Consider the following 18,398-nt stretch of genomic DNA (forward strand, 5'->3'; position numbering starts at 1 on the left):
TTAGCCCTTAAAATTATTTAATCGACGTAAACATTCTGTTTTCTCTTCAGCTGTAAGAGCTACAAACATTTCTATAATACCGTTGATTTTTTGAGTCTTAATCTTTTCTGTGATTGCAGAAGAAAGCAGTGTTATAACTTCTAAGTCATTTTCTGTTAAGAACTCTGGAAGTTCGGTCATTGTTCCTTGCCACTGGACACACTGTGATACCGTCATTGTTTCAATCGAATCACGTATATTCTGAATATTCTTTCTAAGCCATTCATTTCGTTTTTGAGCCTGAATATCTTTTAGCGAAAGGATATATTCCGTCATGTACCGATCACATACAGTACCTTTCCATTTGTTGTTGTATTCTTCTTCAAGACTTTCAATTATTGAATTATCAGCTTGAATTATGCTTTTTTTGACTTTTATGAACTCTTCAATAAGATTCAGCGTACTTGTGAGAGCAATCACTGTCTTTTCATCAGGGTTAAGACGAATAGCTTTAGAAATATGCTCGGACAGAAGTGCATAACTCTCAGTTGGCTCTTCAATTTCTTTTAGAATCTGCTGTATCTGTTTGTCAAGCTGAGATTTCTGATTCTTAACCTTCTCCTGAGCTTCGTGGAGGTTGCGAACGAATTCGTCCCTTACTGAACTTACCATATCATTTGCAGCATTGAATGTGTCAAGCCAGCCAGAAAGCTGTGCTGATGTTTCCTCACACTTTGGAAAATCGAATGTATGAACGGAATTATCAATAGCAGATATGAAACGACGAGCATCTGCTATGGTAGAAGCGTATTTCTGTTCAAGCTCTGCTTCTTGTAAAACCACATCAATACGTGCTTTCAGTATGCTTGCATACTCCTTCTTGCCGAGTTCCTGAAGCTTTTTGGCGGTCTGCTGATATTTCTTCTTAAACTCACTTGACTGCGAATAAGAACATTTCAGCTTTGAAACAAACGGAGAGAAGTTCTCATCAAGCGTCTTTGATGCCTCAGACAGTAATTTTTCTACACGGGCAACATAAGTTGGACTGTACAGGAATTCTGAGTATTCTTCTATCTTGCTGTCAACCTCTGGTTTTTCTACATTTGACAGCACAGAAACGATTTGTATCAGACTGAATGTGTTTTTGCACGTCTCAATAGCATTTTCTGCTTTGGTTAATAATCCATATTTTGTAGTATTGTAATTAACACCTTGCTGTAACTTCATCTCACAGGCGGCAATTTCGCCCTTGATAGAGTCGATGTTCTCTGAAGCTTCAACAAGTGCCTTTAGCTGTTTTGAGTACTCTGAGCATCTTTCGGTATATACAAGTTGTTGTATGTCTTTTATTAGATCGGTTAGTGCTTCATCGTCTGTTTGTGTTTTGAGTACAACACGGAGCTTCATCAGATTTTCAAGCATCTTTCTGTCGCTTTGTAGAAAGGTGTCAATGAACTGTTGCTTAGTCATCAGGACTGTTCCATCAAATATGCTTATTTTCTTGCTGTTCAGCGAAAGGACATAAATGATAAATAAGAAGAGCGAATAATAGTTCAGACCGTATGGTGCAGAACGGTAGTATCCAAACAACTGACCTATGGTATGTTGACTATCAGCGGAGAATTTTTCCATTACTTCCTGATAGATTTTCTTTACTTTGGCGTTTCTCGGTTCGCAAAGATTATAATTAGCATCAAAAACCTGCCATGAAGTGGATGGTGTCTGAGTATGCAATGCGGTAACAATACGCCGTTTCTCTGTTGGATCAAGCCCCTGATAAGATTGTTTGTTGCACATCGTACCTGTGAACATACTACGGCACATGGAAAGAAGCGTCTTTTTAGCTGTAGGGGTAGCTTTCTTTTCAAACTCCGTGAAAGAGAATGGTATTGTATTAGGATAGCATTTTTTGAACTTATCATAGCAATGCTGGTTGATTCTGCCGGTCAGCGTTTCAATGCCATTTTCAGTAAGTATCTTCTTTTCGCCGGTCATACGAGTAAACTCTGATGAAATCGCTCGTATTATCGCACGACTCTCTTTTCCAAGAAATCGAGCATACATTTCTTTTTCGGATTCTGTGAATTTGCGATATACCGCACGGCGTTTCAGATGCCCAAACCACTTTTCATCATCATCAAACAGTAGACAGAAAACAATCGGTAACTTATGTAGCTCCAAAGTCTTGATTAGCTTCGTGACAATAGGAATATCTCTTTCCGATGTTTTGCCGCAGTACAGGTATACAAGAATGCCACGATACATCTCACCGTCAGTCGCATCCTTAACTTTTGCCATAAGAGAACGGCAGTACATTTCATTTATCTTAGAAATATTGATAAGTATCTGGTTATATTGCCACTCCAGTGAGGATATACTATTTTCTTGACTGAAAGCAGTTGATACAGGAACATTCAGCCTCAATTCGTTTGAGAGTTCCTCGTCCATCTCATCTATCGGATCATAGCCACGGAGCATAGTCATCTTCTTCATTATGCAAATGGTGTACTCCTGTTTGCCATGAGCTTCTGCGTTAAGGTCAAAACGATTGGCTTCTGTATCATATGTGATAACACAGTATTCATTTTCAAGTCCAGCAACAGCAGTATTTGTATCTTCTTCGTTTAGTCCGGAGCATAGTTTCAAACAGCTGAGAGCGCTGTTACGATCGTAGAATTTAAACTTCAGGATACTGCATATCAGTATAGCACGAAGCACTTTAACAGCATTTTCTGTTATCTTGCCATCGAGTTTTGTAATAATAGTCTGATATGTAAGACAATTCTGACTTGCCACGAAGCCTTTTTCCTCAGAACTGAGCATTTCATCAAACAGACTTGTACCGATAATATCTACTGGATAAATATAAGGAAGCCATCTTCCACTTACTTCATTATTCTGGATAGCCTCAAACATTTCGGCAGTATAGGCAATAGTAGAACGTTGCTGCATCCATGACGAAGTATTTGCCAGAAACCATACTGTAATAGGATGAATCGGATAGCAACCCTTAGCGATTACATCAAAATACATCCTCTGATTAACCCAAACGGCTCTTTTGTTGATCTCCGGAGCTGCCCAATTGCATAGATTCATAAAAGTGTTTTTATGAAAATGAGCATAAACGTCATCTATGTTCCTTGTAACTATCCGTTCAAACGCACTCTCGTCTTTCTTTTCAATCAGATTGGCAAGTATTGTTTCAAAATTTGATGACAAATAGAATTTTTCGCTATTCTCATATCTTCCGACATATCGGGAGATATTTGAGCCGGCATTTTCTACTCGTCTTATGTATGAGTTCAGATCGTTCTGAATGAATGCATCAAAAACTATTCTGCCCTCGGCATTCTGAACTGCTTCAAATATCTGCTGTAATGATGAATCGCCGGCAACACGGGGATTATTGGCTGTGAACTCTATGTATCTTCCAAATTCGTCAAATAGAATGTAGATACGATCAAATACAGGGGTTTCGATGCAATATTTCTTTACAAGTAGAGTCAGTACATCAGCGGCAGATACATCTGATTCAGCATGAATATATGTACCCATGAATTCTTTGTATACTTCATTAACAGCGTTGAATACAGCCTTGTCAGCGTTTTCGAGAGCCTCACATATTGCTTCAGGTGTTACCGAACCACTCAGACTGGTATTGGCGAGATAATACTCATACCGTTCTTTATGTGTTTCAAAAGTGTTATTGCAGAAACTAATAGCCTGCTTGTACTGTGTAGTAAGCTCATCGAATATATCAGCAGACAGGTTGTGTTGTGCAAGGGCTTTCTTAGCAGTAGCCAGAACTTCACTATTAAGGTTGAAGTCACGCATACCATTAAGAACAATAACAAGATTCTTACGAAGATCTGTTATGATTTCTTCGCCTATTTGTCTGTCAGCAGCGGAGATATTTTTCAGAACCAACTGACGGAGTTCTTCGTCATGACCAGAGAGAAGTGAAGCCAGTGCAACGGACAAATGAGATTTACCGGTTCCGTATCCGGCAATCGTCATACAGAAGCGGTTGCTTTCTGTTTCAGAAGCCCTTTTTGCAAGCTTCATCGCATAGGTTGCCGTATCATTTAATTTGTAACTTGTATTCTGCCATTCCTGCTGGTTGACACCATGATACTTCGGTCCATGAAAAACATAGCTATCTGCTATTGCACTTACCTTGTCAGCATCATAAAACCAGTTAGCCTGAACAGCACCGCCGAAATACTTGTCCTTATTAAATTTCAGTATATCTCTTATCTGCATTGTATCACCTTAATTCAATAATTCGTATAGGTGCGGAAGAACATCAGCTGCGTCCGCATTTTTAATAACAGTATACGGAACGAGCTGTTTGTTCAGTCTAATCAACTGTTTTCCTTCCATTTGTTCAAGAGCAAACAGCATTTCGTCTTCATCAAAGCCGAAGCGCTTGTTCCATTTCATATCTATTATCTGATCTGCTGTGATTTCCTGAGCTTCAGGATATTTTTTGTCCCATGAACTGAAAAGAGCATAAGCATAAACGTAAAGTCTCTCATCCTTATAATATGAGCTGTTTATGCGGATACCCTCAGAAAAATCGAGGAGATCAAGTAGAGCGAAAAATCCGTCATCGCTGTATGACTTTCTGAGCGCGCCGAGATCTGCCTTTACCATAAAAAAGTCATTGTACTTCTTTTTCATAGCTTCTTCGCTCATGGTTTCATCAAGCATTAACGGTAATCCGCTGTATATGAATGACCAGAGATAAGCTCCCGTATCTTCATTGCACATATTATAATGACAAATCAATCTTGAAATGTCCTCAAACAGATATTTATCGTTTTCAAGAACGGTTTTGCCGAGTTCGGTCAATTCAAGTGTATACTTTCCCTTTGAAAGAGAGTGTGTTGTCAGCCCCATATACTGTGCATACAGTATATGGGGAACAACCTTACCACTTGTTTTTCCGGTCGGAATCCCTGTTTCTTCACTAATTTCTTCCTTTGAGCCTGTATAACAGGACTTTGCAAGTTCCATTATTTTAGTGATATAGGAATCCTGTGGGGAAAAGGTCTTGTGAAAATTTACGCTGTCATAAGAAAAAGTAGTTTCATTCATTATCCAGTCTCTCCTGCATACTTGGAACTTTGATAACCTTCGGAGGATATACTGTCCATTTTTCGTTCTTAATCATACTTCCGGAAGTGACACATTCTCCCTTTCTGAGCTTTTTAAGACGGGCTGCCCAATCTTTCTTGCCCTGTGGTGTTGTATCAAGGTTCTTGGCTACAGTATCTACTCCGTCATCAGGAGGACAGAAGTACAGCTTCTGACCTGACTGCTGTAATCTCTGTATCTCATCATCGGATAACTGTGGCTTCATGAACTGAGTTGCATACCAGCCTGAAATACCGAACTTTCTGCCTTCTGTAAGTATCTTTGCACTCGGAGACTTCTCACCGTGATCAAGGTTCTGTGCTTCGTCCATTACAAGAATGAACGGCTTGGTTTCGTCTCCAGTTTTACTACAAAAACTCCATATATCCCATAACATAAGCTCTGTCAGTAGAACTTGAACGTCTCTGCCGTATCCGGCAAGCTGCATGACATATACAGTTCCTTTTTCTGAATCTCTTATTGCTTCCCAACCAAAGTTATCATCAGCTGCGAATGGATTCATATCAATAAAGGGCTGTATTTTGCTTAATACGGTTTTCGAGTAGTTGTTATCGAGGGATTCCAGTTCAGAAGCAAGGTGTTGGAAACTCATATTGTCCCCATAAGTCCTAAGACCGTTCAGTACTGCTGAATACACAGCACTCTTCTGCTGATCTCCGAATTTATATACACTTGTCATTATTTCAGCTATTTTACTTGCAACATCAATATCCTCTTCAGGAACAAAGATATCCTCGTCAATTTGAATATCGCCTTTCTTGAAAGGATTGATAGGTATCTTAACTGCTTTGACAACTCTCTGTTCAATTTTGTCAGCCAGTTCCTGCTTAAAAACTGGATCGAGTTTACTATTGGTAAATCCGCCTGTATAGTCAAAGACAACCGAGGATATACCCTGACGGGCAGCACTCATAAGCAACCCTTGAATACAGTAAGTCTTACCGCAACCAGAGTTACCGTTTATAAGCAAATGGCGATTGTTCAGGCTCTTGTTTCCGAACTCCCAGTAAATCTTTTCGCCATTTTTCATATCGCTTCCGAGCCAAATACGGACATTGGCAATAGTTTTCTTTTCAGAGGCTTCATCAGATACGCTTGGAGTATCACTATCCTCTGTGGATGTGATTGTAGGTTCAGTTTGGGTTGTACTGTTGCTATCTGGTGTTGTGGGATCAGAGCTTTCTGTAGAAATAGATATATCTGTATTGTCTGAAACTTCGGGATTAACCGGTTCTTCTACATCGCCGGAGGAAAAAGTATTCGGGCTTTCGTGAGTGTCGCCGGTGCCTGTGAAGATGATGCCAGTTGAGGTTTCCGATTCTTCTACGTACTCTTCTTCCTCTTCATCAGAATTAGTGTTTTGGTCAATCTCGATATATTCAACGGTTTCACCATCATCACGAGGAAGAAGCATTTTCTGAATGGAGGTCTGACCATAGGTGTGTACGTTTATGTCGAAAGTGCCATCATTATTCTGTTCTGTGTTGTCATCGTCACCCTTGAGGTCAAAGGCAAACACTTCGCCTTGCCAGTGTATATTGAATTCACCGCTCAAAATATTGTATATTTTGGAATTGATAGCTGTATACTTAGGATCGTTGTCATCAAGGCTGAGCTTTGAGAAGACAATAGCACGATAAAGCTGCGTAAACCAATATCTTCTGTCAATACCATTATTATGTTCGTTCCAATACTGTGAGAAAGAACTCATTGCAGCTGATACCTGACCAACAGCTTCATCATAATACCCTTCAACATTCACGCTCATCTTGCATTCGATAATCTTTACCGAAACATCAAGTGGCTTGCCTGTATCGGCAATATCATCATTGTTTGGTATTTCAATCAGCATAAAGTCAGGGCGTGTCTCATTGTTCTTGAACCAGTGCTGATAATTGTCAAGGTTTATTAGACTTCTCAGTACATACTTGCCGTTATCAGGCTGATCTATACCGAGAATCTTGACTGTTAGTGCATATGCAAGGAAGTTATGTATTTCATAATCATAGGGGTTGAGAGCTTTCAGTATTCTGCTTCCATCAAAAGACTCAGTAAGATTGACACAGTATTCAGCAGACGTTTCAGCTCTTGCCATACTCCAGTTTGTGAACTTACCAATGAGACGCTGCTTGAGCATTGCCTTAATATCTTCAAGCAGGTCATAACGTGCTGACACAGTTACGTTATATTCTCCAAAACAGCCTTCACCAGTTGTAAAACCGATAATTCTCCTGTTGTCATCAGCATTCAGAAGTTCTTTGTCGATAGCCCTGTCCTCACATACTACCCAGCGACAACAATCATGAGCTATTTTCAGAAGTGCGTTCTGTTTACTTTGAAGTTCAAGCACCTGCATAACCTTATACTGCGAATCAACAGCATTAGGCTGCATTACTTTATTTGTAAGCTGCGTATATGCTTTCGATACAATGAACTGAAGCTGAGAAATGTTTACTTTTCTCTTATAATCGTGAGAAGATGAGATGGTATCAGGTATAAAAGTCATCGGGAATTGACAATTCACCTGATATTCAAGCTCTTGCTTGTCACTGGAGAGATACTGATCGAACTGAACGTTTTCGGTCTGAAGGATATCATATATAAAGCAGATGTCCTGGTTATGAAGCAGTCCTGGCAATTCGTTTTCAAACTTGTCACGGGAAATATACTGTAAATAGGTCTTGAGAGTTACAGTACGCTCTTTGTTCATGTAGTTGTTTAACCAGTATTTCAGATAACCACTGACATTCTTTGATCCGCCGAAGCATATCACTTTCAGATGTATGGTAGCATTGACCTTTTTCTTTTCAAGCTCATTGGTTACCTTATTGATTCCTTCAACCACATATTGTATCTCGGTCGGAGAAACAAAAGCGACATTCAGACCGTCTATCCTGGACGGGAAAGTACGAACATAATTCATTATGTGGTGAAGAATGATGTTTGACTGTTCGGAAACATCAGCATTGCTGTCGTTTTCCTCCGGAATCAATTCAATGTTGCTGATATAGTTCTTTTTGTTTTCCCCGTAATAAATGGCATAGAATCCCCATACATTCTTGCAGATTAGTTTGTCGCTTCCACACGGTATCATATCCACGCCTTGTGTAATAGCAGCAAGCTTGCCAAATTCTCTAAATTTACTCTCAATTTCGGAGAATTTGAGTTCTTCAAGGTAGTTTATAAGATCACGGAAGCTGAAAATGATATAGTCATTCCTCGCAATGATCTTTTCAAGCATTGCCGGATTATACGCAGGCACAATAACTTCCGATGACTTGGCACTATCAAGGAAATCAGAGTCGGAAATGATATTGAAGATATTAAGAATATAGCCTATCTTGTTCTGGACAGCACTGGTATACCCTGAATAATTCTTCGTTATGGTTTCAAGTAAGTCTGTATAGTTAGTTATCAGTTCATTCATGGATGCAATTGAACTAAAAAATCCATTTTCGAGTACATCCTCAGTCCATTTTGAAAATGACTGATGAAGCAGGGCAAACTCATTAGCAAAGCATTCCTTAAAGGTCTTATTTACTGCGCTTGAATAGTTTGAAAGAATCTTGCAACGGATACTTTCAAGCTTTATGAAAAATTCATCTTCACATTCGCTTGCAATAAGCTCGTCCATATTACTACAAGTGGTAAGGAGAGGCGCTTCCGGAGATATACCATTCTGTTCATTAGTACAGAGATGCCTTAGAAGTGAGAAAGCGTTTTTCCAGTTAGCATAAGGAGAAAAGCTCCACTTCACCTCTGTTTTTTTCTTTTCGTTCTCGGATTCTCCAACATTAAGTATCTCAAACTTGATCTCGGAGTCTACGCCCCACTTATTGATAGTTTTTAATTTTGATTTTATATAATCAAGGTTATCAGTAAGAAATGGATCGGTGTCATCACAATAACGGACGCTAATATTGGAATTTACAAGCCCCTTATCTTTGATATAGTCAAGCATACCGCCCATATAAGTACAGATGTTGTCGAAATGGGTACTGAGTGATGTATCATCATCGTCATCATCGGAGGAAGTACAGTTTGATAAGCGGATAGCTGTAACGGTGACCTCGGTTGTAAGCGGATCATGATCGAATCTTTCTCTGAACCGTAGCCATGAATAAATTAGCATTTCAAGATAAACTGTAAGAGGTTCGCCCTTGACTTTATATACCTTTTCTTTTGGCGGCTTCGGCTCATCATCAATGGCGAGATCAAGTATATTTGATACGATACCGAAATCAGTCTCCATAAACTTCTGACGGTTTTCGTTTATTTTCTTATTGTCAATGAACTCTGCCAGCGAAGAACGAAACTCTGAAAAAGTGCTAAACCCTTCAAACGGAGCTGTTTCGTCGATTCCGTTATCTTCTGCAAATCGATCAAGTTTTTTGCTTAGACTTGATCTTTTGGCAGAACTGATGGTCAGAGCATTGTTTATAAACTGGTATGCGCTTGAAATGTATTTCAAAGGCTTCTTGGTAGGCTTTTTGATGTTTGTTCTGATAGATGGAATGCCCCAAAACTGCTGTAAAGAACCGTAAATGTGTTCAACAAGCCCATCAAGGGTATCTATATCATGGTTGTTGAGATCATCTACAAACCGGCTGAGTTGCATTGCATCAATGTTGATATGACGGAAAAGGTCTTTGTAAACATTGTTGATACAGTTGCTACTCTTTTCTGTGTCAGAACTAAAATCACTCAGCAGATCGGTGAACCATATACTGAAATCCTTTTTAAGGCGTTCAACTATATCATTCATTGAGATATGTGTAAAGTCCTTCAAACTTCCTCTGTCAAGTGCGGTTTCAGCACCCATTAGCAGGAACAGAGTTGTACCTGTAACAGAAGCGGCAGCTTGATTGCGGAAGAAAGTCAGCGGTTCATTTTTTGCATAGCCGTTATCACGGAGATACTCAAGAGCAGGTACCCACTCCGGCTTATTCTTTTCCATAAAGAATGTCAATTTACTATATTCAAGATTTGATATGAATCTCAGACCACTTTTGGATGAAAAGTGCTTACAAATCTCCATGTATATTACAGGAGTATCGAAGTCCTCCAGTTTGAGCAGATAGGTTCTATCTGGAACTTTCATCTGATTTTCGATCATGTTGATGATCTCGTTTATCAGCTTTTTCAACTTAATCTGCCTCACTTTCATACGGGTTTTCTACGATAGATGTCGCATCAGAAAGGTCACGCAGGAAACCACAGTTTTTGAGCTTCTGAGCAAAGTCAGATTTGTTCATTTGCAGGAATGTTACGTTTGACTGATAGGGAGCTTTGTTTTCTGAGACAGCTCTTGCGTAATGTTCCGGCGAAATCACAATTTCAAAATGCTCATAGAGCATATCAAGGAAATTGTCAAAGGTTACTTTTTTTTCGACAGGTATGAGCGACATTACAAGGAATTTTAGTATCTCTTCGGGAAGTGTATACCGCATATCCGGTCCGTTCATAGGAATAATCATACCCATATTTTTACCGAGTTTTCTTATAACCTTAATGGTGTCATCGGAAGCTCCCTTCCTTCTCTTGTTGATTTTATCTTCATCATCATGAGGATAGAAGTATGCTATGCCTTTGTCGATGTATTTGGTAAAGCTTTCTTCATTCAGAGAGAAACAGTGATGAGCAAGTTTTTTGACTTCTGCGTGTTCTTTTTTGTCCGGCTCACAGGTATCTATTAGCCAGACTGAGCCTGCTGTTTCACTACCTTTTGCAGCAATAGTTATCATCATTCGGAAAATTTGAATCACAATTCCATAGGAAAGCAAATCAAGTTTCTCCATTGGCTGGATACGGTTGTCAAGGAAGGTAGTTAGCTCGGACACAGTATACTTGTCCCTGTACTCATAATCAAGAGGGATAGCTTTCATGGTTTTCCGGACTGCTGGTTTATCTGTATCACGATCATAGAAATCCATTTCATCTTCCCATTTTTGCTGTATGTACTCACTTATCTTACTAAGCTGAGGAATTCCTGAGAGCATCATCCTTATCTGCTTTTCAAGAAGTTCCTTTTTATCACATTCTGCGTTATTGAGAGCGTGAAGAAGATGAAGATAGTATATTTCTCCGCCTCTTGCCATATATGTATAACTATTGAAGTCAAAGGAATTATCGGTAGAAACACTGTCAATCGAAGCTCTTTCCCTGTGACCTTTTCTCGCAAGTGATTCAGGAAACAGAACTTCAGGACATACAGGAAGCAGATTCTTGTTAAACCATGAACGACCGGCATTTTCAATGCTGAATCCGTATAGAATATTCTGTAATACGAAAATTGCCTCCTTATCTTCCAGCTGTGTAGATTCCTGTTCAATGTTATCGGTTATTATCTTAACACATTTCTTATATGCTTCATCATCAATGGCAGACTTGGTATCAAGGCGGCTGTTATCAAAGAAAATAAAACGCTTAAGTCCCATGTTTGAAATAGGAGTGTATTCGATCATGTGGTCGTTTACTTTATCACTAATAATAAACATTTCGTTAGTAGACTGCGAATTATCATCGACAATACGTTTTTTCGACATGGCAATTTGTAAAAACTCTGCCAAGTATTCATAACGTGTCTGCTGAGGTTTAATTCTGTGTCCGAATAATAGACTCTGTATAGAGCAGTCATTTGCATCAGGGGTTAGAGCACCCTGTGGAAACAATTCATAGAGCATGAGATCACCTGCTTTCAGTTATCTTCTATCACAAGATTATCTTCAACGATTATTTTGAGTTCGACAGGTTTGTCAGTATTATTGACAATAACCGAGATTTCGCCTTCATCCGCCTCTTCCTCAGAAAGCTTTTTCAGCATTGCTTTCAACTTTGACAATCCGTGGGTGAGGGAAGGATTTGAGATAGTTGAGATCATTCCATTAGCAATTTCACCGAAGTAAATGACCATAGGCAGGGAAAGCTTGAAAGAAATATCCGATCCGAGCTGAAGATCAACTTCCTGTTTTGAACTGCTATCTTCAAAGTCAGCATTAAATGCCGTTCCTTTCACCTTGAAGTTCGTCTTTTTGAAACTTCCAGTCGTTATCATAACACTCTGGAAGTAATCATCGTTTCTTTTGATAGTCAAAGGAATATCCCGTGCCATTTTAGATGATGTGCCTGTCATTTCAAGATACAGTGCATCCGTTATCGTGCTGCGAAGGTCATTGATAAGCTTACTTGACACTTCGCTATTTTGTATCCTAATGTATGTGTTATATCCGACACCGAACAGTTCATCATATAGGGGGAGATACTTGTTGTCCTGCGGATTATTCTTCGGATCGCCAAAGAAAATGAAAACTCGCCTTATTGCTCTGCGGTATTCAAAATCATTCGTGTTAAACTCGTTATCCTTATCGTCTATGTTCAAATGACGTTTAGCAAACATTCTATGCTGCTCGCTTACAAGTTTTCCAACTTCTGCCGGAATATCTGAAAAATCACCGGTCACAAAGAGCTTATAGTCAACGTCAAGACCTCTGGTATCGAGTTTCAGTTCTTTTGCATAAGCGATACCCTGAATCTGATCAGCATTGTCAATCTCTTCAATACCCTTATAACCGAAGAAAAGATTGGAGAAAAGATATTTGAACTTAACAGAATCCTTATAGCTTGCTTTAATATCATTGCAGGTGAGATTACCTGTAAAGGCAAAACTGAGCTGAGATAGAATCTGACGTATCGTCATACGCTTATCGTTCTCGTAAAGATAACGATAGAACGCTTCGACTGCTGAAGTTACTCTGTCCTGATACTTTCTTATCTGATTTACATTAAAGTATATCGGACATTTGTTGCATTTGGGGCAAGCTTCACAATCTTTCCAGAGTTCTGCTGAGAGCAACTTGCTCATGATGTCTCTTGCAAAGCTGACATTATCGACTCTTGCCATGTTTATCATCAGGAATTGACAATCACCGACAAAAATCATTTCATTTTTATTCTCATCGAGTTGATCAAGAAGCCGTGTTTGAAGAGCAATCTTCTCACTCTCATCAAAAGCGATGCCTTGAGCTTTGCACTGCTCTTCTCTTATAAGTTCAAGACATTTGAGGAGCGGCCCTGTATTGGAGATTATTATAGAAGATTTGTTATTATTAGGTGCATCAAGAGCTTTCCAACAAAAAGCGATCTGCTTATCTTCCGGAAGTTCACTCATGTCCTTGACTGCATAGAGATTGATACTGCCGTTATCATACTCCTTTTCAGGTTCAAGGGAAGAGTTTTCGTCAAGGAAGCCGAGCTCCTGCAGGATCTGAACAAGAATGCTGGTTTTACCGTCACCGGCATGACCTGTAAGAACAACAGCAAGATGCTCGCCTGAACTAATACGTTTAGACAAGTATTTACCGAGATTTCTTTCTATCTGTATCTTTCTGAAAAAAGGCGAATTAACCTGTGATTCTGCAAGAGCAGCTATAGTATCACTGCTTGCATTATTCATCGAGTTCAGATAATCAACAAATGGATTCATCAGCTATCCCTCCTAATCCAATTCTCTTAATGCATTTATCAGAGAATCTATATCATCTTTCGTATTAAAATAGCCTATACTTATGCGGACAGTACCTCCGTTACCCTCAGTGCCGATAAGACTATGCACATACGGAGCACAGTGGTATCCGCTCCTTACAGCTATATCAAAATCATTATCAAGTATTTCTGCAAGTTCTTCTGGACGATAGTCACAGTGCGTAATTGAAATAATTGAAATATGGTTTTCTCTGTGTTCCGGCAAGTATAGTGTAACAGAAGAAAGCTCTTCGAGTTTTTCAACAGCATAATCTGTCAGTTCTTTTTTATGTGCGTATATGGTTTTTACGCCTATATTACTTATCCATGAAAGAGAAGCATTCAGCGCAGAAACAGATACAATATCATGACTTGCCGGTTCATAAAGATCGGGCATTTGCTCTGGCATATCAAGATTGAGCGAATCTGAACCAGTGCCTCCCGTCAGAAATGTTTTCAGCTTAACACTGCTGTTATATATAAATCCGCCTGTACCAAAGCTCCCATAGAGATTCTTGTGTCCGGCAAATACGATAAAATCAGTTCTCTGCAATGAAAGATCAATAGGGACAAGTCCAAGCGACTGTGAAGCGTCAAGTATGTTTACCGCTCCGTATTCAGCGGAAGCATTGAATATCACATCAATCGGTAAAACATTGCCTGTGACGTTGCTTATATGGTTTACAATAACAACATCTGGATGCTTAACAATGAACTTGTTTTGCATGGTTTCGACATCAAGTTCCTGAGTTTTCTTGTCAAAGGGAATCATCTCAATACTGAATCCGTAAATGTCTGCAAGTTTTTTAAGAGGACGTGCAACAGCATTATGCTCAAACGGAGTAATATATATAGTGGTATTTGGAGTGTATTCAAGTCCGTTCAGAACAATGTTCATTGCAATAGTTGCAGACGGAGATAGTATTACATTGTTCTCATTGCTTATGTTCACAAGCTTTGCAAGTGCAACTCTTGTGCTGCGGATAATTTCCGAAGCCTGCCTTGCAGTCCTGTATGTTCCTCGTCCGGCATTTACAGCATAGTTTCTCTGACATTCATTAACTGCTGTATATACGATTTCCGGCTTCGGATAAGTTGTAGCTGCATTGTCAAAGTAAATCATTACGCACTTCCTAAATATTATTTTGCGCACCTCTTTATACTTTGATTGTTGCGTGCGCTTTACAACTGTTCCAGTTCTTTTTTCAGAAGTTTCAGAAGAACTGCAACACGCTCTTTGGCGGTGATTGCTTCTCCGTATTCTTCAAGGTGTGACTCAATATTGTTCATAGCTGTTTCAGCAATTCCTGAGATTTCAGTATTAGTGATGTTGTTTTCGTAAACCTTTCCGCCGTATTCGAGCGAAAGGGTGATCGTGCTGTCTTTATCAGTATCGACTTCTTCCATAGTAAAGCTTTCTACGGTATCAATATATGATTTTATATCGGTCAAAAATGTTGTAACGAGCTGATCGTTCCAGTCTTCTATGGCAAGCATGGTCACACACTTTGCAAGTTCGGAAATAACGTCATTATCATCAAATGATGCATTTTCCTTAATGAAGTGAAGAAATCCGTTGATTTCAGAAGAGAAAATATGCGTTCTCGTGGTTTCCTGTAAGGAGTTATACCAGTCCTGCATTATTGAAGACAAACTGCCTTTTATGGTTCTGTCGAATATACGTTTTGCCTTGTCAACAAGATATGACTTTGTTTTAGTAATAAAAGAATTATATTCCTCGGCAAAAGCACGAATACTATCGAGTGTATGTACATAATCATTCTCACTGTCAAAATACTTAGGAATATCTATGAATAAGAAAGCGTGAGGGTTAATATCATACTGCAAGAGCTGTGCTTTGAATTTCAGCATTTTCTGCTGAACAGGTGTCGGTGCTTCATCATTGTAACTCATCGTATGGTCTCTGGTAAACTTAGACAATCCTCTGAACCATGTCTGAAGAAGTTCGGATGCAAATGCACACTTGTTATTTACAGTTGATGGACCGACCTGAGAGAAAATTGAGATGATACCCTCAAGATACGTTTCCTTTTCCTGTGTTCCTTTTTCTACATAAAGGGTATAGTTTTCAGGAGCGACTTCTATCTGTGACAAGGTATCACCATTTATCGGAATCTCTTTTCCCTTGAATGACAGTACGACAGCATCCTGGTTCTTACGAAAACACCAAGCAAGATATACTGGAATAGTTCCTTTTTTCATGCCATAAGGTGAATTGCAAAGGGTTCTGTAAATGATTTCAAACGAAGCTGGTTCGTTTTCTGCTTCTTTTATTGAAGTGTTTATAGCGTTTATTATTGCATTAAGACATTCATCATCAGAAGAATTGCTATTGCTCAGCTGTTTTACCATTATTGCTGAGCGAAGAATGCTGACTTCCGGACCATAACCCTCCATTATCGGAATTTCGTCCGTATGTGACAATATCCAGTCAATCGTTTTAGCTCTTGCCTTGCGAATCTGAGCAGAAAGCCTGTTTTTGTTGATCATCTCGTTGTTGATGTCAGGCGTGGCAGGATATACACGATCGCAGATATTTGAAAGTTCACGATTTAATAGAAGCGGCTTTGTTATTTCGTCAAGGCATTGTTCTGAATTATAATAAGCTGCGACCGGATTGGACGGAGAGTAGAGTTGATCTGCAATCTCTCTTATGGTTTTGAACAGATCATATTTGTATACAGCGAGTTCTTCTCTGAAATGATCGTCTGTGTCCGTATTCTGTTTTTCAAGGAGACACGCAGCTTGGTATTCGTTTAATAGATCATTATGCTTCCATACTTCCGTTACGCATACCACTACGCTTTCATCAAGACCGAGTTTGTGTAAGTGATCAGCGATATTATGTGTGTCATCTTCACTATCGGAAATAAGATAAATCAATAATCCGTCAGCAGTGCCTTTCAACTCATTAAAATCGCCGGTGTATTTCCAGAAATCAGAAGCCTCCATAAATTCTGTTACAAAGTAACGCTGAATGTGCATCTTTGCGTTGTGCTGCCTCGGAAGTATGAACGGAGTTGAATATGCTTCTTTAAGTGTGTGCGGACGGTCAAGTTTTACAAGACCTTGTTCGATAAGGTTTTGTATATTCTTCTTTATATCAACACCGTTGGCGGTCAAAAACTCATAGATACCGTCTCTACGCCTTGTTATGATGTGAAGTGAAGCAAGGGAATCAACGATATTGCGATAAATATCATCACTATAATTCGATGCTGCTTTAAGGTTTATGTCTGTCGCTTCAAATACATCGCTTGAAATGATCTTACAAACAGCGAGTATTTTGACTAACTTTATCTGCTCTTCATTTTCACATTTTCTAATTGCTGACTGTGTTTTCGCCCAAATACTGTGTATTTTCGGATTAAACACTTCGACACGAAAAAGTTCAGCAAAATAATCGTAAATCCATTCAGGAGTTAGCAGAGCACATTCTTTTTTGATAGGATACTGAGCTAAAAAGCTCTGAAAAGAGTGCTCTTCTGATTGAGAGAGAAATGTGAACAGGGTTCTTTCGTTTTGTCCGACAAGTTCACTGATATGAATAAGTGCGAATACGCTTAACGGATGTATAGGAAAGCACTTCTTCTCAAGTATCTCTGTATACATTGTGTCAGATAGTTCACTGAAAATGCCTGTCATCTGACAGAGCTGTGTAACGCTTGAAAGATCATCTTTATGCTTGTTGTAAAACTTCTCGAACTGATCACCATGAGTTATTGCATTAGATACAAGCTCGTAGGATTGCTCAGATGAAGCTATAAAGTATACTTTTTTGAATCTACCGTCAACCGTTCTGAAACTGTCACTTTGTGAATAATCGAGTATTTCTTTGTGAGTTATGCAACATAGGTGCATTTTATTGCTGCGTACAGCCATTTCTGCGAAATCCTGAATCAGTTTAAGGTTCTGCATATTTGCCATAGCAGCTGATGATTCAAGGAATTTGCTGAATTCATCGAATATTATATATACACCGCCGAAAGATTTCTGCTCTATCAATGCATCACAAACCTGTTCGTACATTTTGACAACGTCAGTATTCTGCAATGGGTTAAAGCTTGCGCCATTGCTTACTACGGGGTAAATCTCGCAAAATGTCTGATAAGCAGAAGCGGAGCATTTATTGAGCTGATCCTTAAAGTCTGAAAGCTTTATTTTTCTGATATGAAGCTCTTTTTTGAACAGCTTTATCGCATTTTCAAAATCTTTTTCCCAAGTTTTTATCATTCTGAGGGCAGAATCAAAGTATGTTTCCGGGAAAAAATCGTTCAGATCATTTCTTTCGAGTGCTTCACGCAGTGCAATAATAAATGACTGATTGATGTCAGTGTGATTGCTGTTTATTATTATAGGAATATAAGGCTTGTTCTTACCATGAAATACATTTAGCAGCTCACCAATCGAGCTGTCAGCAGCAGAGAGTTTATGTGTCAAATCAGCAATTACAGGTCTATCAGCAGAATGAGACAGTATAGCAGAAAGAACAAGAAGCAGGTGTGACTTACCACGTCCGTAAGGACCGATCAGCACAGTTGCATTATCTTCATTGTTATTATCACTGCAAACAGCATTAAGATAACGTTTGAGTATGGAGAGCGATTGTGTAGTCGGAATATATCCTCTTAATTTATCTTCCTTATTCAGGTCATACTGCAAATTTACAGAGGTCTGGAAATTATTATCAGCGCCAATAAATTTGTTGTACTTCATTC

General features: G+C 39.2%; 7 protein-coding genes. All 7 read right to left on the minus strand.

Annotated elements, in window-relative coordinates:
* The 7 genes from Q0Y65_RS05635 to Q0Y65_RS05665 are packed head-to-tail and all read right to left on the minus strand — an operon-like array spanning position 1 to position 18,396.
* Positions 1-4,242: a hypothetical protein gene (locus Q0Y65_RS05635; RefSeq protein ID WP_297958043.1), complete on the minus strand. Its 4,242-nt coding sequence runs from the start codon at positions 4,240-4,242 to the stop codon at positions 1-3.
* A gap of 9 nt (positions 4,243-4,251) precedes the next feature.
* Positions 4,252-5,079 (minus strand): hypothetical protein, encoded by an 828-nt coding sequence (locus Q0Y65_RS05640; protein ID WP_297958045.1) that lies wholly within the window; start codon positions 5,077-5,079, stop codon positions 4,252-4,254.
* Positions 5,072-10,285 (minus strand): ATP-binding protein, encoded by a 5,214-nt coding sequence (locus Q0Y65_RS05645; protein ID WP_297958047.1) that lies wholly within the window; start codon positions 10,283-10,285, stop codon positions 5,072-5,074. The genes Q0Y65_RS05640 and Q0Y65_RS05645 overlap by 8 nt, the downstream gene beginning before the upstream one ends.
* Position 10,286: 1 nt before the next feature.
* Positions 10,287-11,822 (minus strand): hypothetical protein, encoded by a 1,536-nt coding sequence (locus Q0Y65_RS05650; protein WP_297958049.1) that lies wholly within the window; start codon positions 11,820-11,822, stop codon positions 10,287-10,289.
* Between the two features lie 14 nt (positions 11,823-11,836).
* Entirely contained in the window at positions 11,837-13,621 is a 1,785-nt protein-coding gene (locus Q0Y65_RS05655) for an AAA family ATPase (RefSeq protein ID WP_297958051.1), read from the minus strand.
* 12 nt (positions 13,622-13,633) lie between these two features.
* Positions 13,634-14,782 carry an aminotransferase class V-fold PLP-dependent enzyme gene (locus Q0Y65_RS05660; protein WP_297958053.1) on the minus strand — a complete coding sequence of 383 codons (1,149 nt, stop codon included), beginning with the start codon at positions 14,780-14,782 and terminating at the stop codon, positions 13,634-13,636.
* A gap of 59 nt (positions 14,783-14,841) precedes the next feature.
* Positions 14,842-18,396, minus strand: a complete 3,555-nt coding sequence (locus tag Q0Y65_RS05665; RefSeq protein WP_297958055.1) for a hypothetical protein — start codon at positions 18,394-18,396, stop codon at positions 14,842-14,844.
* Positions 18,397-18,398: the final 2 nt, after the last annotated feature.

Origin of the sequence: uncultured Ruminococcus sp. (assembly GCF_947301925.1) — a bacterium.
Lineage (GTDB): Bacteria > Bacillota > Clostridia > Oscillospirales > Ruminococcaceae > Ruminococcus.